The 24648-nt window shown below is 73.4% G+C and carries 20 protein-coding genes; 3 read left to right on the top strand and 17 right to left on the bottom strand.

The annotated features are described in order from the left end of the window. Nucleotides 1-31 precede the first annotated feature (31 nt). Nucleotides 32-631, top strand: a complete 600-nt coding sequence (locus tag ACFSHS_RS11955; protein ID WP_376875866.1) for a nitroreductase family protein — start codon at nt 32-34, stop codon at nt 629-631. An 85-nt stretch (nt 632-716) separates the two neighbouring features. Here the strand turns inward: ACFSHS_RS11955 and ACFSHS_RS11950 are convergent, their stop codons facing one another. Together ACFSHS_RS11950 and hisH are read right to left on the bottom strand one after the other, a co-directional pair. After that, nucleotides 717-3056, bottom strand: a complete 2340-nt coding sequence (locus ACFSHS_RS11950) for a M20/M25/M40 family metallo-hydrolase (protein WP_376875863.1) — start codon at nt 3054-3056, stop codon at nt 717-719. Nucleotides 3057-3096: 40 nt separating this feature from the next. Beyond that, nucleotides 3097-3735, bottom strand: coding sequence for an imidazole glycerol phosphate synthase subunit HisH (gene hisH / locus ACFSHS_RS11945; protein ID WP_376875860.1), 639 nt, complete (start codon nt 3733-3735; stop codon nt 3097-3099). Between the two features lie 162 nt (nt 3736-3897). On the opposite strand from hisH, the gene ACFSHS_RS11940 reads away from it, so the two are divergent. Further along, nucleotides 3898-4980, top strand: coding sequence for a GGDEF domain-containing protein (locus ACFSHS_RS11940; RefSeq protein ID WP_376875857.1), 1083 nt, complete (start codon nt 3898-3900; stop codon nt 4978-4980). 32 nt (nt 4981-5012) lie between these two features. Here ACFSHS_RS11940 and ACFSHS_RS11935 read toward each other — a convergent pair whose 3' ends face one another. The 4 genes from ACFSHS_RS11935 to hisD are packed head-to-tail and all read right to left on the bottom strand — an operon-like array spanning nt 5013 to nt 8212. After that, entirely contained in the window at nt 5013-5189 is a 177-nt protein-coding gene (locus tag ACFSHS_RS11935; protein WP_376875854.1) for a hypothetical protein, read from the bottom strand. Between the two features lie 4 nt (nt 5190-5193). Further along, the gene (gene hisB / locus ACFSHS_RS11930) at nt 5194-5790 is read right to left on the bottom strand and encodes an imidazoleglycerol-phosphate dehydratase HisB (protein WP_376875851.1); all 597 of its coding nucleotides are present in this window, start codon (nt 5788-5790) and stop codon (nt 5194-5196) included. 5 nt (nt 5791-5795) lie between these two features. After that, nucleotides 5796-6908, bottom strand: coding sequence for a histidinol-phosphate transaminase (locus ACFSHS_RS11925; RefSeq protein ID WP_376875848.1), 1113 nt, complete (start codon nt 6906-6908; stop codon nt 5796-5798). Further along, a complete protein-coding gene (gene hisD, locus ACFSHS_RS11920) occupies nt 6908-8212 on the bottom strand; it encodes a histidinol dehydrogenase (RefSeq protein WP_376875845.1) in 1305 nt (434 codons plus the stop codon). Before hisD ends, ACFSHS_RS11925 begins: the two co-directional genes overlap by 1 nt. A 106-nt stretch (nt 8213-8318) precedes the next feature. Here hisD and ACFSHS_RS11915 point away from each other — a divergent pair, with 106 nt between their 5' ends. Beyond that, a complete protein-coding gene (locus ACFSHS_RS11915) occupies nt 8319-9152 on the top strand; it encodes an LON peptidase substrate-binding domain-containing protein (RefSeq protein WP_376875842.1) in 834 nt (277 codons plus the stop codon). 30 nt (nt 9153-9182) lie between these two features. Here ACFSHS_RS11915 and ACFSHS_RS11910 read toward each other — a convergent pair whose 3' ends face one another. The 11 genes from ACFSHS_RS11910 to ACFSHS_RS11860 form a co-directional block, all read right to left on the bottom strand. Beyond that, a complete protein-coding gene (locus ACFSHS_RS11910; RefSeq protein ID WP_376875839.1) occupies nt 9183-10496 on the bottom strand; it encodes a PucR family transcriptional regulator in 1314 nt (437 codons plus the stop codon). Beyond that, nucleotides 10493-11908 carry a phytoene desaturase family protein gene (locus ACFSHS_RS11905; protein ID WP_376875836.1) on the bottom strand — a complete coding sequence of 472 codons (1416 nt, stop codon included), beginning with the start codon at nt 11906-11908 and terminating at the stop codon, nt 10493-10495. Before ACFSHS_RS11905 ends, ACFSHS_RS11910 begins: the two co-directional genes overlap by 4 nt. Next, nucleotides 11905-13710: a DUF3556 domain-containing protein gene (locus tag ACFSHS_RS11900; protein ID WP_376875833.1), complete on the bottom strand. Its 1806-nt coding sequence runs from the start codon at nt 13708-13710 to the stop codon at nt 11905-11907. Before ACFSHS_RS11900 ends, ACFSHS_RS11905 begins: the two co-directional genes overlap by 4 nt. Nucleotides 13711-13789: 79 nt before the next feature. Beyond that, complete coding sequence (locus tag ACFSHS_RS11895) at nt 13790-15253, bottom strand: class I adenylate-forming enzyme family protein (RefSeq protein WP_376875830.1); 1464 nt, start codon at nt 15251-15253, stop codon at nt 13790-13792. 177 nt (nt 15254-15430) lie between these two features. After that, nucleotides 15431-16087 carry a DUF2567 domain-containing protein gene (locus tag ACFSHS_RS11890; RefSeq protein ID WP_376875827.1) on the bottom strand — a complete coding sequence of 219 codons (657 nt, stop codon included), beginning with the start codon at nt 16085-16087 and terminating at the stop codon, nt 15431-15433. Between the two features lie 88 nt (nt 16088-16175). Then, the gene (gene dnaE, locus ACFSHS_RS11885) at nt 16176-19751 is read right to left on the bottom strand and encodes a DNA polymerase III subunit alpha (RefSeq protein WP_376875825.1); all 3576 of its coding nucleotides are present in this window, start codon (nt 19749-19751) and stop codon (nt 16176-16178) included. Nucleotides 19752-20090: 339 nt separating this feature from the next. After that, complete coding sequence (locus ACFSHS_RS11880; protein WP_376875822.1) at nt 20091-20504, bottom strand: GNAT family N-acetyltransferase; 414 nt, start codon at nt 20502-20504, stop codon at nt 20091-20093. Nucleotides 20505-20530: 26 nt separating this feature from the next. Next, the gene (locus ACFSHS_RS11875) at nt 20531-21313 is read right to left on the bottom strand and encodes a CPBP family intramembrane glutamic endopeptidase (RefSeq protein WP_376875819.1); all 783 of its coding nucleotides are present in this window, start codon (nt 21311-21313) and stop codon (nt 20531-20533) included. A gap of 10 nt (nt 21314-21323) precedes the next feature. Then, nucleotides 21324-22292 carry an RluA family pseudouridine synthase gene (locus tag ACFSHS_RS11870; RefSeq protein WP_376875816.1) on the bottom strand — a complete coding sequence of 323 codons (969 nt, stop codon included), beginning with the start codon at nt 22290-22292 and terminating at the stop codon, nt 21324-21326. A gap of 35 nt (nt 22293-22327) precedes the next feature. Continuing rightward, nucleotides 22328-22951 carry a signal peptidase II gene (gene lspA / locus ACFSHS_RS11865; RefSeq protein WP_376875813.1) on the bottom strand — a complete coding sequence of 208 codons (624 nt, stop codon included), beginning with the start codon at nt 22949-22951 and terminating at the stop codon, nt 22328-22330. A gap of 48 nt (nt 22952-22999) precedes the next feature. Further along, nucleotides 23000-24646: a glycoside hydrolase family 13 protein gene (locus tag ACFSHS_RS11860; protein WP_376875810.1), complete on the bottom strand. Its 1647-nt coding sequence runs from the start codon at nt 24644-24646 to the stop codon at nt 23000-23002. Nucleotides 24647-24648: the final 2 nt, after the last annotated feature.

The following is a 24648-nucleotide window of genomic DNA, read 5'->3' as shown; positions in this document are numbered from 1 at the left end:
TTCGGCGGGGCCCTGCGGCAGGCTCCTGCGCATGGAGTTCGCCGAGGTGGTGCGCCGCCGTCGCATGGTGCGCGACTACGACCCCAACCGGCCCGTGCCGCCGGAGGTGCGGGAGCGGCTGCTCGCGCATGCGATCCGGGCCCCGTCGGCCGGGTTCAGCCAGGGCTGGGCGTTCCTGGTGCTGGAGACGCCCGGCGACCGGGAGCGCTTCTGGGCGGCCACGACCGAGGGGACGGCCCCCGACGGCTGGCTCACCCGGATGCGCAGGGCACCGCTGCTCGTCGTCCCCCTGTCGGACAAGTCGGCCTACCTCGACCGCTACGCCGAGCCGGACAAGGGCTGGACCGACCGTGACGAGTCGCGCTGGCCGGTGCCCTACTGGGACGTCGACACCGGGATGGCGGCGCTGCTCATGCTGCTCACGGCCGTGGACGAGGGGCTCGGGGCCTGCTTCTTCGGCATCCCGCCCCAGCGGCTGGGTCCCTTCCGCGAGGCCTTCGGCGTGCCCGACCGGTACCGGCCGGTCGGCTGCGTGTCGGTCGGCTACCCGGGCGCCGAGGACCGGCGGTCGCCGTCCCTGCGGCGCGGCCGCCGCGGCGTGCAGGAGGTGGTCCACCGCGGACGGTGGTGAGGCCGGTGGTCGGCCGGTCCCCGTCCTCGGCATCCCGGTCACCCGCGTGGCGGTGCCGCGCGGCGTGCGGACCGGGACCGGCCGATCAGCCCAGCCGCGTGGTCGCCGCGACGAGGACGACGTCGGCGCTGTGCGAGCCGGCGGTGTCGACGCCGTCCGGTCGCGGACGGAAGCCGGGCAGCCCCTCGAGGCCGTCGCTGCCCTCGACCACCCGCAGGTCGACGGCGGCGTCCCGATCGATGCTGAACGTGGCCTGCAGCCCGCCCTCGGGCGGCGCGTGGAAGACGATCCACACCCGGCTGCCGCCCAGCTCCTCCTGGGGCACGTCCCGGCCCGCGATCCGGCCGGCGACGACGGTCCCGCTGTCGGTGCGCAGGTCGAGGGCGAGCATGCGGACCCCGGGACGGCGCGGCGTGACACGCACGGTGAGCTCGCGGCGCGTGCCCAGGACCGTGTCGGCCACCGTCTCCACCTCCGCCGCGGCCAGGTCGGCCGGCTCCGCCCGGCCCGACCACACCGCCCCGTCGAGGTAGGGGTACTGCGTCGGCAGCTCGAACCGGCTCCCGACGTGGCCGGCGGTCCAGGCGCCCGGGCTCCGCTCGGTGCTCACCCACGAGGCCTGGCCGGTGTCCCGGTCGAGCACGTAGGCCAGCCGGCTGGGCACCGGGTGCCCGGCGTCGAACCGGTCCACGGCCAGGCCGGCGGCCGTGCACGCCGCGGCGAGGACGAACGCGGTCGCGGGCACCACCGCGGCGCCCCACCGGCCGGCAGCGTCCGGGTCGGGGAAGAGCAGCTCGAGCGCCGGCAGGAGGGCGAGCAGCAGCAGGGCTGCCGGCGCCGACGGGGCGGCGGCCGTGCTCACCCCGAGCGCGGGGAGGAACAGGGCCACGGTGGGGGCGAGGACCACGACGGCGACCGCGCCGGCCAGCAGTGCGGCCGCCGGCCGGACCACCGGCGCGGGCACGACCGCGGTCGTCAGCCCGGCCAGCGCCCCCGCCATCGCCGGCCAGGCGGCCAGGTACGCCCCACCCGGCGCGACGACAGCCAGGACGGCGGCCAGCACGGCGAGCCACACCAGCCCCCCGACCGCGAGAGGAACGGCGCCCACCCGGCGCCGAAGCAGCGCGTACCAGCTCAGCACCACCGCGGCGACCAGCGCGACGGTGGCCAGCCGGAACCAGCCGGGGCGCCACGGGTCCAGCATCTGGGCGTAGCCGGGGCGCACGGCGACCAGCAGCAGCCACAGCCCCTGCGCGGCCAGCGGGCCGCCGACGAGGGGGACGACCGCGAGCACCGTGCCGGCCACCGTCCGGCGCAGCGGGCTGCTCCCCCGCCGGTGGACGACGAGGACCAGGAGCGCGACCGCCGCCACGGCCGCCGCCGCGAGCGGCCCCACCAGCTCGCCCGGATAGCGCACCAGGTCCCCCAGCACCGGGAAGTAGGTGGCGTCGCCCGCGGCCGGGACGGCGAGCCCGGACAGGTCCCGGCCGGCCAGTTCCCGGGCCGTGGCCAGCGCGTTGTCCCCGAGCGCCTGCAGCGTGCCGCGGTCGAGCCGCTCGGGCACGTCCTGCGGCGTGTGGTACGCGGCCGCGCCGTCGATGAAGGCTGTGTTGAGGCCGGTGAAGTCCCCCTCGGCCATCAGCGTGCTGAAGTCGGTGACGTTCGGCAGGAGGCGGTAGACCTCGACGGCGAAGCTGGTCGCGACCGGATGCGGCGCGGCCGCGGCGTAGACCTCGGCGAGCTCGGCGTTGCCCGGTGACGTCTCGAACATGATGGGCGGACCGCGGGTGCCACGGGCCTCCAGGTTGAGGACCACACCACCCCCGGAGGCGAGCGGGTGGGCGGCGGCGAACGCCTCCGCGCCGCAGGTGCAGGCCTCCTCGGCATCGGTCAGGACCACCACCACGTCGTTGCGCAGGGGCGGCCCGGCGGCCAGCGCGCGGACCGATTCCAGGACCGCCGCCACCCCGGCCGCGTCGTCGGCCGCCCCCGGCCCGGTCTCCACCGAGTCGTGGTGGGCGGTGAGGAACACCCGGCCGGTGGGATCGCTGCCCTCCAGCACGCCGACGACGTTCCGGACCCGGGCCATCCGCGTCTCCCCTGACGCGGTGCGCACCGCCCCGACCGCGTTCTGCACGCGGGCGTCCAGGCCGAGCCCGCCGAGCGTGTCGACGAGGCCGTCGACGACCCGGTCGGACGCCGCGCTGCCCGGGACGTGCACCTCCGACGCGACAGCCTCGACGTGCGCGAAGGCACGCGTCGCGCTGAACCCGGTGGCGGGCGCGTCGGCCGGGGCCGGGTCGGGCGGCTGGAGCGAGACGCCGCTCCAGGCGGTCAGGCCGAGCAGCAGCGCGAGCACCAGCAGCCCACCGGTGCGGCGGGGGTGGTCGGGGCGGCCGGCCGCTCGTGACCGGTTGGCTGGCACGCGGTCACCCTAGGTCGGCGACCGGTCCGGCCCGCGCAGGTCAGTCCAGTGTCCGCAGCCAGTTCGTCAGCAGCTGCGCGCCCGCGTCACCGCTCTTCTCGGGGTGGAACTGCGTCGCCGACAGCGCGCCGTTCTCCACCCCGGCCACGAACCGGTCGCCGTGCTCGGCCCACGTGACCAACGGCTTGGCCAGCGGCGTGGGAGGACCGTCGGCGCCGAGCGGGAAGTCGCGGACGCCGTAGGAGTGCACGAAGTAGAAGCGCTCGTCGGCCAGGCCGTCGAACAGCACGCTGCCCTCGGGCGCCTCGACGGTGTTCCAGCCCATGTGCGGCAGGACCGGCGCCTTCAGCTGCTCGACCACGCCCGGCCACTCGCCGCACCCCTCTGCGTCCTGCCCGTGCTCGACGCCGCGCTCGAAGAGGATCTGCATGCCCACGCAGATGCCGAGGACCGGGCGACCGCCGGCCAGGCGCCGGCCGATGATGCGGGGTCCGTCGACGGCGCGCAGCCCCGTCATGCAGGCGGCGAAGGCCCCGACCCCGGGCACGACGAGGCCGTCGGCCTCGAGCGCGGCCCGCGGATCGGCGGTCACCGTCACGTCGGCGCCGACGCGGGCCAGCGCCCGCTCGGCCGACCGGAGGTTGCCCGACCCGTAGTCGAGGATGGTCACCTTCTGCACACCCGCCACGCTACCGATCAGCGGCGGTGGAGCGTCCCGCATTCCCGCCGGCACGCACACGCCCGCGCGGCAGGGAAGACGGGTGCGGCTCCACTACCCCTCAGGGGGGAGAGGAAGGTGGACCCGCTCAACCGATCGGCCTGCGCGTCCGATGGCAGGGGCATGCGCGCACTGGCCCAGGACGAGGAGCGCGTCGCCTTCTGGCGCCGTCACACGGTGGGCGGCGTCGTCCTGTGCGTGGTGCTGCCCGCGATCGTCGCCCTGCACACCTGGGCCTCCCCCACCGGGCCGAACGACGCCCTGGTCCTGGCCCTGGCCGCGGCGATCGCCGTGCCCTCGCCGTTGCTGCTCCTCGTCCCGGTGGAGCGGCTGGTCCGCGATCCGCGGGGTCGGTTGTTCTTCGACGCCTGGGAGGCGGTCGGCATCGCGCTGATCATCCTCTTCGCCGTGCTGGACGGGGGCGTGAGCAGCCCCTACAGCCTCTTCCTCTTCGTCCTGCTGGCGCATGCGGCACTGGCCTATCCCCCGGTCGGCGTGGCCCTGGCGGGCTCGATCATCGTCACCGGCTACCTCACCATGGCCGTGCTGACCGGAGCGCCCCTGACGGAGTTCGTCCTCGTCGTCGTCCTGGCACTGGTGGTGACCACCGCCACCTGCGCCTTCGCCTCGGCCAACCACGTGCGGGTGTACGAGCGAACGGCGGCCTATGCGCACGAGCTCGCCACCCTGGCGGAACGGGACGGACTCACCGGGACGCTGAACCACCGGGCGTTCCACGAGCGGCTGGAGCTCGAGGCGCGCAGGGCGACCGCCGACCACCCACTGAGCCTGTTGATCGTCGACATCGACCAGTTCAAGACCGTCAACGACACCTACGGCCATCCCGCCGGGGACGGCGTGCTGACGCTGGTCGCAGGTGTGCTGACCGGGCTCACCCGCCCCGGGGACTCCGCCGGCCGGCTCGGAGGTGATGAGTTCGCGCTGCTGCTCCCGGGCACCGGGTCGGAGGACGCCGCCGCAGTGGCCGAACGGCTCCGGCAGCGGGTCCGCACCGTCGCCTCCGCCTACGGCGCGACGGTCAGCGTCGGCTCGGCCACGGTCGGGTCTCCGGACGCCCGCGGCCTGCACGCCGCCGCCGACGCGGCGGCCTACCGCGCCAAGCGCGGCGGCCGGGACCGCGTCGTCAGTGCGACGGAGACCACGGCCGACCAGCTGACCGGCTGCCCCGCGGTCAGCGGTTCCTGAGGCGGTTCCTGAGGCGGTTCTCGAGGCGCCGGTCAGATCAGGCGGAGCAGCCCCGCCGCGGTCGCCAGCAGGGCGGCGAGGAGCAGGACGACCGCGAAGACCACCTGCGGGCCGGTGCGCCCCTTCGTGTCGTCGTCCGAGCGCCAGATGCTCCATGCTCCGCCGAGCAGGAAGCCGCCGACGAGCAGGAGGACCAGTCCGGAGGTCACGCGGCTACAGCGTGCCCTTGGTCGAGGGCACGTCGGAGATGCGCGGATCGATCGCGACAGCCTGGCGCAGCGCCCGGGCCAGGGCCTTGAACTGCCCTTCGACGATGTGGTGGGCGTCGCGGCCGGCGTAGAGCACGCGCACGTGCAGGCTGATCCGGGCGTTGAAGGCGAAGGACTCGAGCACGTGCTTGGTCAGGCTGGTCGGGTAGTCCGGCCCGATCATCGGCGTCATGTCCTCGGGCTCGGCGTGCACGAAGTACGGCCGGCCGGACAGGTCGACCGCGGCCTGGGCGAGCACCTCGTCCATCGGGATGGTGGCGTCGCCGTACCGGGTGATGCCGCGCTTGTCGCCCAGGGCCTGCGCGAAGGCCTGGCCCAGGGCGATCGCGACGTCCTCGACCGTGTGGTGCGCGTCGATGTGCAGGTCCCCGTCGGCCCGCACGGTCAGGTCGATGCCGCTGTGCTTGGACAGCGCGGTGAGCATGTGGTCGTAGAAGCCCACGCCCGTGCTGATCGAGCTGGTCCCGGTGCCGTCGAGATCGAGCTCGACGACCAGCTTGGTCTCGCTCGTCTCCCGCTCGACCCGTGCAGTGCGCGCCATGCCGGTCATCCTCCCTGAGTGGTGCGGTGGTCGGGCGCGATCTCACCCAGCGCGGTGAGGAACGCGTCGGTCTCCTCCTCCGTCCCCGCCGTCACCCTCAGCCAGCCCGGCAGGCCGACGTCGCGCACGAGGACGCCCCGGTCCAGCAGCGCCTGCCAGGCCTTCGCCTGGTCCAGGAAGTGGCCGAACAGCACGAAGTTCGCATCGCTCGGCACGCTGGTGAGGCCCATGACGGGCAGCGCGGCCACGATCCGGTCCCGCTGCGCCTTCACCGCGTCCACGGTGGCCAGCAGCGCGTCGGTGTGCGCCAGGGCGGTGCGGGCGGCGGCCTGGGTCAGGGAGCCGAGGTGGTAGGGCAACCGGACCAGCTGGAGGGCGTCGACGACGGCGGGGTCGGCGGCCAGGTAGCCCAGGCGCAGCCCCGCCATGCCGAAGGCCTTGCTCATCGTCCGGCTGACGATCAGCCGGGGACGGCCGGGCAGCAGGGTCAGCGCCGAGGGCGTGCCGGCCCGCGCGAACTCGGCGTACGCCTCGTCCACCACGACGACGCCCGTCGTGGCGTCGTAGATCCGGCCGATCGTCTCCAGCGCGACCGCGGTGCCGGTCGGGTTGTTGGGGCTGGTCACGAAGACGACGTCGGGCGCGGTGTCCCGCACCTGCGCGGCCGCCTGCTCGGCGTCGATGGTGAAGTCGGCGCGGCGGTGGCCGTCGGCCCACCCGGTGCCGGTGCCGGCCGCGATGATCGGGTGCATCGAGTACGACGGCGTGAAGCCCAGCGCCGTCCGGCCGGCCCCGCCGAAGGCCTGCAGGATCTGCTGCAGCACCTCGTTGGAGCCGTTGGCCGCCCACACCTGCCGCGGGCCGATCGCCTCGCCACTGGTGCGGGAGAGGTACTCGGCCAGGCCCGCGCGCAGCTCGACGGCGTCGCGATCGGGGTACCGGTTGAGCTCCAGCGCCGCGTGCCCGAGGGCCGCCCCGAGGTCGGCGAGCAGCTCGGCGGGCAGCGGGAACGGGTTCTCGTTGGTGTTGAGCCGGTGGGCCGCGGGGACCTGCGGAGCGCCGTAGGGCGAGCGGCCGCGGAGCTCCGGCCGCAGCGGGAGCTCGTCGGGGGAGGCCATCAGCGGTTCTGCCGGATCCTGACGGCGGCCGCGTGGGCCGGCAGGTCCTCCGCGCCGGCGAGGGCGTCGATGTGCCCGGCCACGCCGGCCAGCGCCTGCCGGTCGTACTCCACGACGTGGATGCCGCGCAGGAACGACTGCACCGACAGGCCGCTGGAGAACCGCGCGCACCCGCCCGTGGGCAGCACGTGGTTCGAGCCGGCGCAGTAGTCGCCCAGCGACACCGGCGACCAGGCGCCCACGAAGATCGCTCCGGCGTTGCGGACCCGCGCCGCCACCTCCCGCGCGTCCCGGGTCTGGATCTCCAGGTGCTCGGCGGCGTACGCGTCGACCACCCGCAGCCCCGCCTCGAGGTCGTCGACGAGCACGATGCCCGACTGGGTCCCGTCGAGCGCGGTCGCGATGCGGTCGGAGTGCTTGGTGGCCGCGACCTGACCGGGCACCAGGTCCAGGATGGCGTCGGCGAGCGCCTCGCTGGGCGTCACCAGCACCGCTCCGGCCAACGGGTCGTGCTCGGCCTGGCTGATCAGGTCCGCCGCGACGTGCGCCGGGTCGGCGATGTCGTCGGCCAGGATCGCGACCTCGGTGGGGCCGGCCTCCGAGTCGATCCCGATCAGCCCGCGCAGCAGCCGCTTGGCCGCCGTCACGTAGACGTTGCCCGGGCCGGTGACCATGTCGACCGGCTCGCAGGAACCCGCGCCGTAGCCGAACACCGCGACCGCCTGCGCCCCGCCGACGGCGTAGACCTCGGTGACCCCCAGCAGCGCGCAGGCCGCGAGCACCCCGGGGTCGGGCAGCCCGCCGTGGTCGCGCTGCGGCGGTGACGCCACAGCGATCGACTCCACCCCCGCGATCTGGGCGGGGACGACGTTCATGACGACGCTCGACAGCAGCGGTGCCAGGCCGCCGGGCACGTAGAGGCCCACGCGGCGCACCGGGACCCAGCGCTCGGTGACCGTGCCCCCGGGGACCACCTCGGTCGTCACGTCGGTGCGCCGCTGGTCGGCGTGCACCGTCCGCACCCGGGTGATGGCCTCCTCGAGGGCGGCACGGAGCGTCGGGTCGCACGCGGCGAGGGCCCGGTCGAGCGCCTCCTGCGGCACGGCGAAGTCCTCGTTGTCCACGCCGTCGAGACGGGCGGTGATCTCGCGGACCGCCTGGGCGCCCCGGACGCGCACGTCCTCGCACAGCGGGCGGACCGTCGCCATGACCGAGTCGATGTCGGTGCCGGCCCGCGGGAGGAGTGCGGCCAGGTCGCGCGGCCCGGGCAGCGCCGATCCACGCAGGTCGATGCGGGCGAGCACGGGAGGCCTCCGGGGTGGTGGGCGGATGTGCGCACAGCGCGCGACGGGGGAACTCCAGGGTAGCCAGCGGCGGCGCGCCCCCGTCCGCCGCCCGTACGGTGGGGTGATGGGTGAGCTCATCCCCTTGTTCCCGCTCGGGACCCCTCTGTTCCCCGGCGTCGTCCTGCCCCTGCAGATCTTCGAGCCGCGGTACCGGCGGCTGGTGCGCGACCTGCTGAGCCTCCCCGAGGCCGGCGACCGGCGGTTCTTCGGTGTGGTGGCGATCCGGCAGGGCTGGGAGGTGGAGCGGGTGGCGCCGGCTGCGGCGCTCTACGACGTGGGCTGCACGGCCCGGGTCCGGTCGGTGCGCCAGCAGCCCGACGGCGGGTTCCGGATCACCACCGTAGGCGGTGAGCGCTTCCGGCTGGTGGACGTCGTGGTCGCCGACGACCCGCCCTACCTGCGGGGAGAGGTCGAGTGGCTGGCCGAGGAGGAGGCCGCGGAGGAGGCGGCCGGCGACACCGACGGCCTGCTCGTCCCGGGCGTCACCGAGGCCGCCGTGCCGTGCGACGAGAGCCTCGACGAGGTCGTCGCCGCCGTCGCCCGCGGCTCCCTGGACCTCCTGTCCCACGCCGTCCGGGACCTGTTCACCCACTATGTCGCCGAGGTCTCCGGACTCGGCACCGGTGGCGACGCCGACGGCGGCGGGCCCGCGGTCGACGCGGAGACCGCCGTCCGGCTCGACGCGGTCGGCGACGACCCGACGGCGCTGTCCTACCTGGTGGCCTCGGCCGCCCTGCTGACCACCGACGACCGCCAGGCCCTGCTCGCCGAGTCGGCCACCCGCCGGCGCCTGACGCTGGAGGCCCGCCTGCTGCGCCGCGAGCTGACGCTGCTGCAGACGCTGGGCGCCGTGCCGGTGCCGCTCCAGCAGTTCGCCGTCCCCATGACCGTCAACTGAGCGGCGCGGCCGGGTCCCCGGGCCGCCGGATCACTGCCCGGCGCGCTCGCTGAGCACGGCCAGACCGAGGAAATGGCAGACGCTGAGCGCCACGGCCAGGTCGACCCGGTTGGTGCTGATGGCCGTCTCGCCGTGGCTGAGCGCCTTGCTGACGCGGTACTTCACGGTGTTGCGGTGCAGCTGCATGATCCTTGCGGTGTCCGTGTAGCTCTCACCGGTGAGGAAGAAGACGCGCAGCGTCTCCCGCAGCGACCGCGCGCTCTCCGTGTCGGACGCGAGCGGGCCGAGGACCTCGGCGACCCAGGCCCTGGTGGACTCCAGGTCGTTGGCCAGCAGGGACGTGATCGCGACACCGTCGTCGCCGAAGCTGATGGCCGGGGCCGTCTCGCCGGAGGTCACGGCGACGCGGCGCGCGGCCTGCGCCTGGGCGTGGGTGCGCCGGAACCCGGCGAGGCCGGCGCCGGACAGGCCGAAGGCGGCCCGGCACACGCCCGCCAGGTCCACGATCTCGCGCAGCTGCTCCATGTCCAGGTGCGCCGGCCGCACGACGAAGGGCAACCAGGCCCACGCGGTCGTGCGGTCCACCGCCGTGATCAGCGGCGGGCCCGAGCAGCCGGCGGTCGCGGCTGCCTTCGTCACGACCTGCGTCATGATCCGCAGCTCGTCGGGCGCCGGTTCCCTGCGCACCGACCAGACCACCATGCCCAGGTGGTGGGCGTCGAGCCGGTAGCGCGTCTCGCGCTCGAACTCGCGCGGGTTCACCGTGCGCCGGTTGAGGACGTCGTGGATGAGGGTGGCGCGCACGTTGCCCTGGGTGGTGATCCAGCGCTCGCGCTCCTGCTCGTAGACGTCGAACACGTACTGCGAGATCCAGTCGATGTACCGGCCCACCACCGACGACATGTGCTGCAGGACGGCGAACTTCTCCTCGGGCGAGCAGTCCAGCGCCTGGACGTCGGGGAAGGTCTGCTCGATGAAGTCGTCCTTGCCCACGCTGTAGGCGCGGACCAGGGAGTTCGCCGGGATGTCCCGCTGCGCGAGCCGCAGCGCGTACTCGACCGCGGCCGTGGTCGGTTGCAGGCGCTCGATCGGGATGTCGTTGATCAGGATGTGCGTGATCGTCTTCGTGTTGGCGTCCACGCTCGCGCGGAGGAGCTCGAGGAAGACCTGGTCGACGTCGAGGGATTTGATCTCGCGGGCGATCAGGTCGCTCATCATCCGCGCGATCTGCGGCTGCCGGCGGTCCAGCCGCAGCGCGGCCTCGGCCACCAGGGCCTTCACCCGCTCCGGCGGGACCTCTCTCCCGCCGGCACCCGCTTGCTCCGCCCGCATCGCGGTCGTCACCGCGCCAGCCGCGCCAGGGCGGACCGCGCGGCGTTGTAGCCGCACATCCCGTGGGCGCCGGCCCCCGGCGGCGTGGCCGCCGAGCACAGGTACACGCCGTCGACGCCGACCGTGTACGGATCCAGGGCCACCCGAGGCCGGAAGACCAGCTGCAGGGCATCGTTGGCGCCGGTCACGATGTCCCCGGCCACGTAGTTGGGGTTGTACGCCTCCATCGCGGCGGGAGAGGTGACGTGGCGGGCCAGGATCCGGTCGCGGAAGCCGGGCGCGAACCGCTCGATCTGGCGCTCGATGGCCTCCGTGGCGTCGCCGGCCCAGCCCGCCGGCACGTGCGCGTAGGCGTAGAGCGGGTGGACGTCGCCCGCGGACCGGGACGGGTCGGCCAGGTACTGCTGGCCCACGAGCACGAACGGGTTCTCCGGCATCCGCCCGCGGCGGACCTCCCGCTCGGCGTCGGCGATCTCCTCGAAGGAGCCGCCGACGTGCACGGTGCCGGCCAGCCGGGAGTCGGCGTGGGTCCAGGGCACGCCGCCCTCGACGGCGAACTCGACCTTGAACGCCGCGGGCCCGTGCCGGAACCGCCGCAGCGCCCGGGCGATCCGGGCCGGCATCCGGTCACCCACGATGTCGGCGGCGGCCGCCGGGGCGACGTCGAGCATGACCACGTCGGCGTTCCCGACCTCGGCGAGCGAGCGCACGGTCACCCCGGTCTCGATCTTGGCGCCGTAGCCGGCGAGCAGCTCGGCCATGGCCCGGGCGATCGCGGCGGAACCGCCCTCGGCAGCGGGCCAGCCGTATCGGTGAGCGGCGACACCCAGCGCCAGTCCGATGGCCGACGACGCGGGGGTGTCGAAGGGCCGGAAGGCGTGCGCGGTGATGCCGGCGAACAGCGCGCGGCCCTCGGGAGTGGACCACCGCCGGGCCAGGAGCGAGGCGGGGAGCATCGAGTAGGCACCGAAGCGGCCCAGCGCCAGCGGATGCCGCGGCACGTGCAGCATCGGGCGGAGGAAGTCCTCGGTGATGGCGTCGAACCGCTCGGTCAACGGCCCGAAGACCCGGCGCCAGGCGCGGGCGTCCTCGCCCAGCCCTGCGGCGGTGTCCTCCACCGACCGCCGGACGGCGGCACCGCGGCCGCCGTCCAGGGGGTGGGCGTACTCGACGGGGGCCCACCGCCAGGTCAGCCCGGCGCCACCGAGGTCGAACGACCGCGAGAACGGCGTGTCGACCGCCAGGGGGTGCAGGGCCGAGCAGTGGTCGTGCACCAGCCCGGGCAGGGTCAGCTCGCCGCTGCGGGTTCCCCCGCCGATGGTGTCGGAGGCCTCCAGGACCGTGACCCCGAGGCCCGCAGCGGCGAGCGTGAGGGCGGCAGCGAGCCCGTTGGGCCCGCTGCCGACCACGACTGCGTCTGTCATGCAGTCACACTGGCACGGACGACCGGGTGGGGGTGCTCCCCCGCCGGGGTGTAGCCCTGGGCCCGCCACGTGACGGTGTGCGGGATGGGCCCGTTGGGCAGCCACGGCTGCTCCTCGACCGCGTCGGCGACCCGGTAGTAGCCCCGCTCGACGACGCCCAGGGCGGCGTCGATGACCTTGTACTCCTGGGTGCCGCGGTGGATCGGCTGGGACTCCACCCAGACGACGATGCACTCGCCCGGCTCGAATGCGCAGCGCTTCTGGACCGCCGTGATGGTCTGCTCGTTGTGCAGGTGGGCGTCGCCGAACTGCCAGCCCACCAGCGTGGTGCAGACGAACTCGCCCTCGCGGATGCGGTAGTCCTCCAGCCGGTCGAGGTGCCGCATCATCAGCGACATCAGGCCGCGTCCCTGGCTGTGCATGGTCCGCCAGGCCATGGCCTTCTGCATGAAGATCTCCGCGATCTCCTTGCCGAACGCGCCGGAGAGCTGGTCGACCTGGTTGGCGTTGAACTTGACCAGGTGGCGGTTCAGCTTGTCCTCCGCGTCGTCGCCGCGGAACGCCCAGGTCGCCGACGCCCAGTTGCCGGCGTACTGCCGCATCGACGGCAGGAAGGACACCAGGTCCGGGCGCAGGTTGCCCAGGATCGGGAAGGTGACGAAGGCGGCCACGATGGGCACGAGCAGCCACGGGGAGCTGACGTCACCCAGGCCGTAGCCGTCGGCGGCGGGGAACCCACCGAACAACCAGGCCGTGGCGAACATGAAGAACACGTTCCACTCCAGCGGCACGGCCAGCGGGAAGGTCGACGTGATGAAGATGTGGAAGAAGATCATCCCGGCGATCGCCAGCCACGTGATGGTGGAGTTCGTCGAGAACAGCAGGACCAGCGGCAGCACCAGCTCGACGACCGTGCCGCCGATGTGCGCGAAGCCCCAGGCGACCTTCGACGGCCGGAGGTCGTTCGGGAAGTCGCGGTAGAGCGCCCGCTTGAAGCGCAGCGACGTGAGCCACGGGGTGTTGCTCATCATCGGCGGGACGACGTTGGTGAAGTGCTTCCCGAACTTGGAGACGCCGGCGCCCATCCAGATGGTCACCATCGCGATCTTGGCGGCCAGGACCATGTCGACGTGGTTGCTCAGGATGCCGAAGAAGAAGAGCACCGCGACGTACTGCTCGGAGCGCGCCGCCAGGAAGACCACCCGGTCGCGCAGGCCCATGACGACGATCAGGCCGACGTAGGCCAGCAGTGCCCACTGCGGCAGCAGGCCGGCCTCGCTGCCGGGCAGGGCGTCGGTGCGCACGCCGGGGCCCAGGAGGAGGAACAGCAGATCGGCGAGGATCAGGGAGTACAGGGCGACGTCGAAGGTGGTGCGGTGGTCGCCGGCGGTGAAGGGCACCTTGCCCGGCCACGGGGGCAGCCGGAGGGTGTTGCGCCGTGACCAGTAGAGGAAGCCGCCGATGAACGGCTTGAACTTGAAGGCCAGCGGCCCGGATGACGAAGCCCAGCCGGTGATCTCGAAGAGGACCGTCCAGACGATCAGCTTTTCGTAGACGATCGGCTCACCCCACCACGCGCCGAGGTCCCCCAGGCTCAGGCCGGGGGTGGTGAGGCCGACCACCAGGAAGCCGCCGACCACGTAGAAGGCGAGCTTGTAGACGTAGAGCATGTGGTTGGTCTTGGGACCGCCGAAGCCGTACTCGCACCAGTGCGTGGCGAGCATGCGCATCCGCTCCATGAACGGCATCGACTCGTACCGGGCCGGGTCCACCGGCGGCATGTCTGCTGTCTTGAATCCCACGGGGGCTCCTTCGTCCGGGCAGGGGTGATCAGCACGAGAGGTGCTCGTGCGGTGGGAACTGCTGCTGGTGGAGGTGCGGTCAGACCGGCTGCGGCTGCAGCGATCGGCGGAGGGTCGGCTTGTCGGTCTTGCCGACCGGGTTCTTGGGCAGGCCGTCGAGGATCTCGATCCGCTCCGGGACCTTCACCCGGGTGAGGTGGCGCCGGCAGTGCTCCAGCAGGTCCTCGTCGCTGACCCGGGCGTCCGGGTAAAGGCTCACGTAGGCCACGGGCGACTCCCCGAGCACGGGGTCCGGCCGGCCGACGACGGCCGCCTCGAGGACGCCGGGCACGGCGGTCAGCACGGCCTCGATCTCCTTGGGGTAGATGTTCTCCCCGCCCCGGATGATCATGTCCTTCACGCGGTCGACGATGGTGAGGTAGCCGTCCTCGTCCAGCCGGCCGACGTCGCCGGTGCGCAGCCAGCCGTCCACCAGCGTCTCCGCCGTGGCGTCGGGCTGGTTCAGGTAGCCGCGCATGACGGTCGGGCCCGAGATGACCACCTCGCCGACCTGCCCGGCCGGCACGGCCGCGCCGTCCCCGCCGCGGATCTCGATGCGCTGCCCGGGCAGGGCGGGGCCCACGGTGCCGAGCTTGCGCACGCCGTCGACCGGGTTGCACGCCGACGCGCAGGTGCCCTCGGTCAGGCCGTAGCCCTCCACCATCGTGAAGCCGAACCGCTCCTCGCAGCGGTCCAGGAGCTCGGCGGAGACCGGGGCGGCGCCGCAGACGACGAAGCGCAGCGACGACGTGTCGGGGCGGACGTGCTCGGGGAGGGAGGCCAGCAGGGCGTAGATGGTCGGCACCGCGGAGAAGTACGTGGGCCGCAGGCGCTCGACCTGGTCGAAGAAGCGGCTGGCCGAGAAGCTGCCGACGATGCTGAGCTGACCGCCGGACCGGAAGCTCGCCAGGGCGCTGACCATGATGGCGTTGACGTGGAACAGCGGCAGGACCAGCAGGCAGTGGTCGCGCTCGGTCAGCGCGAAGTGCGCCGCCATCGTGCTGGACATGGCCTCGGCGTTGGCGTGGTCGAGCATCACCCCCTTGGGCCGTCCCGTGGAGCCACTGGTGTAGATCAGCAGCGCCAGGTCGTCGGGCCGGAGTGCCACCGGGGCGACCGGCGCACCGGTGACGGTGGTGCGCATGTCGCCGACGTGGATCACCGGCCGGCCCCCCGTGGGCGCGTCCGGGCCCTGGTTGACCACCACGACGGCGCCCGAGTCGGCGATCTGGTGGTCGGCCTCGCTGGCGGTGAAGACCGGGTTGACGGGAGTCGCCGCGCCGCCGAGGCGCCAGGCAGCGAAGAGCGCGACGAGGAGTTCCACCCGGTTGGGCAGCATGACCGCCAGGACGTGCCCGCGCCCGAAGCCGGCCTCGGCCAGCTGCTCGGCGAAGGCGGCGATCCGCGCGTCGAACTCGGCGTAGGTCAGCTCCACGCCGTCGTCCCGGACGCACGGTCGACCGGCGACCGACCGCGGCTGCTGCCAGGGCAGATGACCGAACATGCGCTCCGCGCCCCTCAAACCTGATGTCGTGTGACGGACACCACCGGTGCCCTGTGATCAAGGACACTAAGGACGCGCCGAGCTGCCGCCCACGTCCTGCGAGGACGAACTTCGCGGAGGCGGTTGTGCACGGTGCACAGGCCTCCGCACATCACCGGCGACGGCCGGCGAGCAGATTCAGCTCGGCGGGCGGCCGGCCGGGGGGACGTCGACGAGGGGCCGCTCCTCGGGCAACGGCTCCGCGCCGCCGGGCAGCGCGCCCCGGACCGGTGCGGCATCGTCGGGCTCGGTGCGGCCCAGGTCGTCGCCCGGCGCGGCGAGGACCGCCACGACGTAGGCCAGCACGGCCGTGAACGGCGCCAGCGCCAGAGGCGCCGGCGACCCGAGGTCCAGGCCGGTCGTCACGAGCGCCCCCACGTCGGCGAGCTGCGCCTCGGTCGGCCCGGCCCCCAGCAGCTGCCCGACCTGCCACGCGACGACGCCGGTGAGGCAGGTGCCCACGGCGAGGGCCAGCAGCGTGGCCACTCCCCTTCGCCGCTGGAGGAACCATGCCGCCGCGCCGGCCAGCAGGCCCACGCCGGCGAGGAGGAGGGCGAACACGACGTCGTCGGCCACCAGCAGCTCGTCGGAGGGGTTGCCGACGGCGACCGGTCCGGTCCCGGTGACGCGGAACTCCGCCCGCGGGGCCAGCCACCACCAGGCCAGCCCCGTGGGGAGGCCGGCCAGCGCCAGGACCAGGACGATCCGGGCGGAGCTGCGCAGGTCGGCGCGGACCTCCTCCCACCCGCGCCAGTAGGCGGAAGCCGGACGGGCGGCGGGCGAAGGAGGGCGCACCGTTCCAGTGAACAACGGCTTCCTGGGAGACGCCGGGCCACGACCCGGGGGCCGGCCGGTCAGTACGGCCCCGCCCGGAGGTCCTCCGTCACAGCAGCGCCACGCTCGTGGGGCCGAGCAGGGCCTTGATGTCGCCCATCAGCGCGGTGCTCGGGCGCACTCGGAGCCCTTGGTCGAGGCGCAGCACCGTCTCGCGGCTGCCGTTGACCAGCTTGAGCTGCACCTCGGTGGTGCCGGGATGGCTGCCGAGCACCTCGCGCAGGCGTTCCACGACCGGCGGGGTGCAGCGAGCCGCCGCCATCGACACCAGCACCGGGCCGCGGGGCCCCTCGGTCAGCTCGGGAATGGTCACCTCGGAGGCGAACAGCGAAGGCTGGTCGTCGCGCCGGCTGATCCGGCCCTTGATGACGACGATCTGGTCGCGGACCACCTTCTCCGACACCTCGGCCCACGTCTTCGGGAAGAAGAGCACCTCGATGCCGGACTCGAGGTCCTCCAGGGTGGCGATGGCCCAGGGGGCGCCCTGCTTGTTGGTGCGCGGCCCGACCGCGGTGAGGATGCCCGCGATGGTCACGTTCGCGCCGTCCTCGACGCCACCGGCGTTGATCTCGGCGATGGGGGTGTCGGCGTTGGCCGCCAGCACGTGCTCCACGCCGTGCAGCGGGTGGTCGGACACGTAGAGCCCGAGCATGTCGCGTTCGAAGACCAGCCGCTCGGACTTCGACCAGTCGGCCGTCGGGATCACGATGTCCAGCGCCCCACCGAACGGGTCGTCCTCCCCCGCGCCGTCTCCGAAGCTGCCGAACAGGTCGAACTGGCCCTCGGCCTCCTTGCGCTTGAGTGCCATGGCGGAGTCGACGGCCTGGGCGTGGACCGCGGCGATGCCCTGCCGGGAGTGACCCATGGAGTCGAAGGCGCCGGCCTTGGCCAGGGACTCGATGACCTTCTTGTTGCAGGCCACCGTGTCGATCTTGCGCATGAAGTCGGGGAAGTCCTTGAACGCCCCGTTCTGCTCACGCGCCCGGACGATCGAGTCCACGACGTTGTGCCCCACGTTGCGCACCGACGCCAGCCCGAAGCGGATGTCGCTGCCGACCGGGGTGAAGTCCGCCGCCGACTCGTTGACGTCCGGCGGCAGGACCTTGATGCCCATCCGGCGGCACTCGGCGAGGTAGATCGGCCGCTTGTCCTTGTCGTCGCCGACGCTGGTGAGCAGCGCGGCCATGTACTCGGTCGGGTAGTTGGCCTTGAGGTACGCCGTCCAGTACGACACCAGGCCGTACGCCGCCGAGTGCGCCTTGTTGAACGCGTAGTCGGCGAACGGGACGAGGATGTCCCAGAGGGTCTTGATCGCCGCGTCGGAGTAGCCGCGCTCCTTCATGCCGGCCTCGAAGCCGACGAACTCCGCGTCCAGGACCGACTTCTTCTTCTTGCCCATCGCGCGGCGCAGCAGGTCGGCCTTGCCGAGGGAGTACCCGGCGACCTTCTGCGCGATCGCCATGACCTGCTCCTGGTAGACGATCAGGCCGTAGGTCTGGCCGAGGATCTCCTCCAGCGGCTCGGCGAGCTCCGGGTGGATCGGCGTGATCTCCTGCTGCCCGTTCTTGCGCAGCGCGTAGTTGGTGTGCGAGTTCGCACCCATCGGGCCGGGCCGGTAGAGCGCGCCGACGGCGGAGATGTCCTCGAAGTTGTCCGGCCGCATCAGCCGCAGCAGCGACCGCATCGGGCCGCCGTCGAACTGGAAGACGCCCAGGGTGTCACCCCGGGCCAGCAGCTCGTAGGTGTTCTTGTCGGTCAGGTCCTTGCTGATCTCGTCGAGATCGATCGGCTCCTTGCCGTTCGCGACGATGTTGCGCAGGGCGTCGTCGATGACCGTGAGGTTGCGCAGCCCCAGGAAGTCCATCTTCAACAGCCCGAGCGTCTCGCAGGTGGGGTAGTCGAACTGCGTGATGACCGCGCCGTCGGACTCCCGTCGCATGATCGGGATGCTGTCGATCAGCGGGTAGCGCCCGATGATCACGCCCGCGGCGTGCACCCCCCACTGCCGCTTCAGCCCCTCGAGCTTCCGGGCCTGGTCGACCACCTCCGCCGCGCCGGGGTCGGACTCGTAGCGGGCCCGGAACTCCGCGGCCTCCTTGTGGCGGGGGTGGGCCGGGTCGAAGATGCCCGACAGGGGGATGTCCTTGCCCATGACCGCCGGCGGCATGAGCTTGGTCAGCTCGTCGCCCACCGAGTACGGCCGGTCGAGCACGCGGGCGGCGTCCTTGATCGCGGCCTTCGCCTTGATCGTGCCGTAGGTGACGATCTGGCTGACCCGCTCCTCGCCGTACTTCTCCGACACGTAGCGGATCACCTCGCCGCGCCGGCGGTCGTCGAAGTCGATGTCGACGTCGGGCATGGAGACGCGCTCGGGGTTGAGGAACCGCTCGAAGATCAGGCCGTGGGCCAGCGGGTCGAGGTCGGTGATGCCCATGGCGTAGGCGGCCAGCGAGCCGGCAGCCGAGCCACGGCCGGGACCGACGCGGATGCCGTTGTCCTTGGCCCAGTTGATGAAGTCGGCGACCACGAGGAAGTACCCCGGGAAGCCCATCTGGGTGATGATCCCGACCTCGTAGTCAGCCTGCTTGCGCACGTGGTCGGGGATCCCGTTCGGCCAGCGCTTGTGCAGCCCCCGCTCGACCTCCTTGACGAACCAGGAGGTCTCGTCCTCACCCGGCGGCAGGGGGAAGCGGGGCATGAGGTCGGCGCCCTCGGTGAACGTCACCTCGCACTGCTCGGCGACCAGGAGGGTGTTGTCGCAGGCCTCCGGCAGGTCGGTGAACAGCGCCCGCATCTCCGCGGCGCTCTTCAGGTAGTAACCGTCGCCGTTGAACCGGAAGCGGTTGGTCTCGTTCAGCCGCGAGCCGGTCTGGATGCACAGGAGCGCGTCGTGGGCGTCGGCGTCCTCCTTGTGCGTGTAGTGCAGGTCGTTGGTCGCCAGGAGCGGGATGCCGAGGTCCTCGGCGATCTTCAGCAGCTGCGGGCGGGTCTTCTGCTCGATGGCCAGCCCGTGGTCCATCAGCTCGGCGTAGAAGTTCTCCTTGCCGAAGATGTCCTGGAAGTCCGCCGCGGCCTGCCGGGCCTGGTCGAACTTGCCGGCCCGCAGCCACATGTTCACCTCGCCCGACGGGCAGCCGGTGGTGGCGATCAGGCCCTTGCCGTAGCGCTCGAGGAGGTCGCGGTCGAAGCGCGGCTTGCGGTACTGCCCCTCGAGGCTGGCCAGCGAGGAGATGCGGAAGAGGTTGTGCATGCCCTCCGTCGTCCGCGCCAGGAGCGTCATGTGGGTGTACGCGGCCTTGCCGCGGTTGGACCCGCCGTCGCCCTCCTCGTCGATGAGGTTGTCGCCGAAGTCGAAGGGGGCGCGGTCGAACCGGGAACCGGGCGTGTAGTAGCCCTCCATGCCGATGATCGGCTTGATCCCGGCACCCGTCGCCTGCTTGTAGAAGTCGTAGGCGCCGAAGACGTTGCCGTGGTCGGTCATGGCGAGGGCCGGCATGCCCTCGGCGGCCGCCGCCGCGGTGACCTCGGGGAGCTTGGCCGCGCCGTCGAGCATCGAGTACTCGGTGTGGACGTGCAGGTGCGCGAACGAGGACCCCGCGGATCGGGAACTGGCAGTGCTGCTCACGGGCGGTCGGTGCTCCTCGGTGGTCGTGCGTGCCCGCCGGCAGTGTCTCCGGCGAGCGGTGTCTCCGCGCGCTGGATCTCTGCGCGCTGTGTCTCCGGCGCGCAGGGACTCCGGCGGGCGACCGGCGGGGAAGACCGGCGTGCGATCTCCCTCGGCACGGGGCCTTCGGGAGGTGTCTGGGTTGCCCCTGATCCTCGCACTGGAAGGTGTCTACGCCGAGGGTCTGACAGAACGTGTCTCCTCACAGGCGGACCGATCCACGAAGGACCCCGTCCTCCCCACCTTCGCACGCTCAGGGCGGTACCCGGGACGGGGCCGGGCCCTCGCAGGAGGCCGCCCTCAGACCCGCCGGACCATCGTCACGTGCGCGATGCCGGCCTCCTCGTACACCCCGCCGACCGGCGTGTACCCGGCCCGCTCGTAGAAGCCGCGGGCGGTCAGCTGCGCGTGCAGCTCGATCTCGGTCACGCCGCGCAGGGCCGCCTGGCGGTGCAGCTCGGCCAGCACGGCCGCCCCGTGCCCGCGGCCGCGGACCGACGCATCGGCCGCCATCCGCCCGATCGACGCCGTCCCGTCGTGCCGGAGCACCAGCCGGCCGGTGGCGACCACCCGGCCGTCCACGTCCCGGCTCAGCGCGTGCACGGCCGTCGCGTCGGCGTCGTCCTGCTCGATCTCGGGGGGAACACCCTGCTCCTCGACGAAGACCCGGGTGCGCAGCGCCGCGATCTCGGGCCAGTCCGCGGGCGTCGCCACCGACGCACGCACCGCGCTCGCCCCGGTCACGCCGGCCGCGCGGCGGGCAGCGCCCGCGCCGGGACGAGCAGGAACCGCAGGTCGATGACGGCGTGCAGGAGCACCGGCAGGAGCAGCGACCCGGTCTGCAGGTAGACGGCGGCCATGACTCCGCCGAGCAGCCCGGTCGTGACGATCCCCACCCCGCCCTGGTAGGCGTGCGCCAGCCCGAACGCGGCGGCCGCCACGAGGACCAGCACCCCGGTGGGCGGGCCGCCGGCCAGCGCAGCGACCACCGCCAGGAAGAAGCCCCGGTAGAGCCACTCCTCGCACACCCCGGCGGTCACCCCCACCAGCGTGAACAGCCGCCGCTCACCAGCCGTCCGCGGCAGCAGCGCCAGCGTGGCCTGTCCCGGCGGCTCGGCGTGGCGCGCCTCCCCGGGCCTGCGGACCGGCTCGGCCCCCTCGAGCAGCGCACCGGACCGCAGCACGCGGGTGGAGACGACGACGAAGGCCAGGACCAACAGCACCACCAGCCCCGTCAGCGGCCCGGGCCACTGCTGCGGCCAGCGGAGACCCACCTCGCCGGCGTCGACACCGGGGGCCGACAGCCAGACGACCAGGGCGACGACGGCCAGCCCCCACTCGAGCACGAGCAGCCGCCGGTAGAACGAGCGGCGGGCCCCCGGATCCTCCCGGAGCCGGCCCTCGAAGCGCCGGTGCAGCACGTGGCCCACCATCGGCTCGCCGACGACCAGGTAGCCCGCGACCACGACCGCCGCCAGGGCCGCGGGGCCGAAGTCGGCCAGTGAGCCGGGCAGGCCGCTCACGGCGAGGGGATCAGGCCTCGGCGCGCAGGACGGCCAGCGCGCCGGCGAGGTCGGGCGGATAGTCGCTGGCGAACTCCACCCAGCGGCCGTCCGCGGGGTGCGGGAACCCCAGCCGGACGGCGTGCAGCCATTGCCGCTCGACCCCCAGCCGGGCGGCCAACGTCGGGTCGGCGCCGTAGGTCGTGTCGCCCACGCAGGGGTGCCGCAGGGCGGAGAAGTGCACCCGGATCTGGTGGGTGCGCCCCGTCTCCAGCCGGATGTCGACCAGGCTCGCGGCGGGGAACGCCTCGACCACCTCGTAGTGGGTGACCGACGGGCGGCCGCCGGTGACCACGGCGAACTTCCAGTCGTGCCGCGGATGGCGGTCGATCGGCGCGTCGATCGTCCCGCGGGAGGGGTCGGGGTGGCCCTGGACGAGCGCGTGGTACCCCTTCTCGACCGTGCGCCCCTTGAAGGCCGCCTTGAGGGCGGTGTAGGCCCGCTCGCTCTTGGCGACCACCATGACGCCGGTGGTCGCGGCATCGAGGCGGTGCACGACGCCCTGCCGCTCCGCGGCACCCGAGGTGGAGATCCGGTAGCCGGCCGCGGCCAGGCCGCCGACGACCGTGGGCCCGTCCCAGCCGGGACTGGGATGGGCCGCGACGCCGACGGGCTTGTCGACGACGACGAGGTCGTCGTCGTCATGGAGGATGGTTATCCCCTCGACCGGCCGGGGCGCGACCGGTTCGCCCGGCGGCGGCGGCAGCTCGACCTCGAGCCAGCTGCCGCCGGTGAGCCGGTCGCCCTTGCCGCGGACGCGGCCATCCACCACGACGTGGCCGGCGTCGGCGACGTCGGCCGCCGCCGTCCGGGAGAGGCCGAACAGCCGCGAGAGCGCCTGGTCCACCCGCTGCCCCTCGAGCCCGTCGGGCACCGGCAGGGCACGGTGCTGCCCGGACGGGGGCATCCCCGTCGACGGCAGGCCCGGAGAGCTGGTCACCGACCCATTGTGACGTGCCCGCGGAGCCGCACGGCTCAGGCGGCGTCGGCGGCCGCCTCGTCCTTGCCGCGGGAGCCGTCGAACTCGATGCCGCGCAGCGCCAGCACCGCGCCCAGGACGCCGCCGCAGACGATCGCCGAGTCGGCGATGTTGAACACCGGCCAGACCTGCCCGTCGGGCCCGAACACCGAGAGGAAGTCGACGACTCCCCCGCGCAGGAACCCGGGATCCCGGAACACCCGGTCGATCAGATTGCCGAGCGCCCCGCCAAGGACCAGGCCGAGGGTGACGGCCCAGGCCGTGGAGAACAGCCGCCGCGCGACCCGGACGATGACGACGGCGACGGCCACGGCGACCAGGGTGAACACCACGGTGAAGCCCTCCGCGAAGGAGAACGCCGCGCCGGTGTTGCGCAGATGGGTGAGGTACAGGGCGCCGCCGAGCAGCCGGATGTCCTCCCCCGGCTCGATGGTCGCCACCACCGCCAGCTTGGTGACCAGGTCGGCCACCAGGACGCCGGCGGCGAGGGCCAGCAGGAGCCGGGTCCGCGGACGCCGCCCCGGGACGGCGGAGCCGTCGACCGCGTCGGGCTGCTCGGACAGGACGGGCTCCTCGGCTCGGTGTCGTTTCCCCGGCCGCCGGTCGGCCGCCGTGCCCACGACGATAGCCGCGGACCCGGCAGCGGGACGTCGCGGCACCGGTCCCCGTCAGGTGTCGGCGATCTGCAGCCACGCGGCCGTGTCGGGCGGGAGGCCCCCGGCGCAGGGACCACTGACCAGGACGACGCGGCCGGCTGCGGGCAGGGGGACGTGCTGCCCGGACAGGTTGACGACGCACCGGAACGTCGGCCCGCGGCCGAAGGACAGGACGGCGTCTCCCGCGTCGTGCCAGGACAGCGGCACGTCGGTCCCGCCGATGAGGCGGCGGCGCAACCGGAGCGCGCTGCGGTACAGCGACAGGGTCGACGCCGGCTGCGCCAGCTCGGCGGCCACGGTGCGGTCCGCCCAGTCGGCCGGCTGGGGCAGCCACGGCTGGACGCCGTCCTCGGTGAAGCCGAAGGGGGGACGGTCGCCCTCCCACGGGATCGGCACCCGGCAGCCGTCGCGGCCCCGGGCGGTGTGGCCGGAGCGCTCCCAGGTCGGGTCCTGCAGCACCTCCTCCGGCAGGTCCTCCACCTCGGGCAGACCGAGCTCCTCGCCCTGGTAGACGTAGGCGGAGCCGGGCAGGGCGAGGGTGAGCAGGGCCGCGGCGCGCGCCCGGCGCAGGCCGAGCGCCAGGTCGGTCGCCGCCTCCGCGGTGTCGAAACCCATCGTGGCCGCCCCGGTCCGCTGCCGGCCGAAGCGGGTCACGTGGCGGGTCTCGTCGTGGCTGGACAGCACCCAGGTGGCCGGTGCCCCGACCGGCTCCAGCGCGGCCAGGCTGGCGTCGATCACGGCGCGGAGCCGGCCGGCGTCCCACGGGCAGCTCAGGTAGTCGAAGTTGAAGCTGGTGTGCATCTCGTCGGGCCGCACGTAGCGGCTCAGCCGTTCGGGGCCGTTGACCACGGCCTCCGTCACGAAGAGCCGGCCGCCCTCGTAGGAGTCCCCGATCCGCCGCCAGCGGCGCAGGATGTCGTGCACCTCGTCGACGTCCCAGTGCGGATTGCCCACCCAGGCACGCGACTCGAACAGCGCTCCCGGCCCGTGCCCGGCATCGGGCAGGCCGGTCACCTTCGCCATGGCGGGTGCCGCGTCGACCCGGAGGCCGTCGATCCCGCGGTCGAACCAGAACCGGAGGATGGCGTCGAAGTCCTCCCGCACGCCGGGATGCTGCCAGTCCAGGTCGGGCTGCTCGGGGGCGAACAGGTGCAGGTACCACTGGCCCGGGGAGCCGTCGGGCTCCCGCACCCGGGTCCAGGCCGGACCGCCGAACGCACTGATCCAGTCGTTCGGCGGCTGCGAGCCCCCGGCCCGGCCGTCGCGGAAGAAGTACCGGCCGCGCTCGGGGGACCCGGGCCCGGCGGCCAGTGCCGCCCGGAACCACGGGTGCTGCTCGGAGGTGTGGTTGGCGACCATGTCGGTGATCACCCGCAGGCCCAGCGCGTGGGCCTCGGCGAGCAGCGCGTCGGCGTCGGCCAGCGTGCCGAAGCGGGGATCGATGTCGCAGTAGTCGGCGACGTCGTACCCGCCGTCGGCCATCGGCGACGGGTACCAGGGGGTGATCCACAGCGCGTCGACGCCCAGGTCGGCGAGGTACGGGAGCCTCCTGCGCAGGCCGCCGAGGTCGCCGATCCCGTCGCCGTCCGAGTCCGCGAAGCTCCGCAGGTACACCTCGTAGACGACGGCGTCCCGCCACCAATCGTCGGGTGAGGTCATGG

It is taken from the genome of Blastococcus deserti, from assembly GCF_042682525.1.
Classification (GTDB): Bacteria; Actinomycetota; Actinomycetes; order Mycobacteriales; family Geodermatophilaceae; genus Blastococcus_B; species Blastococcus_B deserti.
Note: the sequence above shows the minus strand (reverse complement) of the source record. Positions and strands in the feature narration are given on the sequence as shown.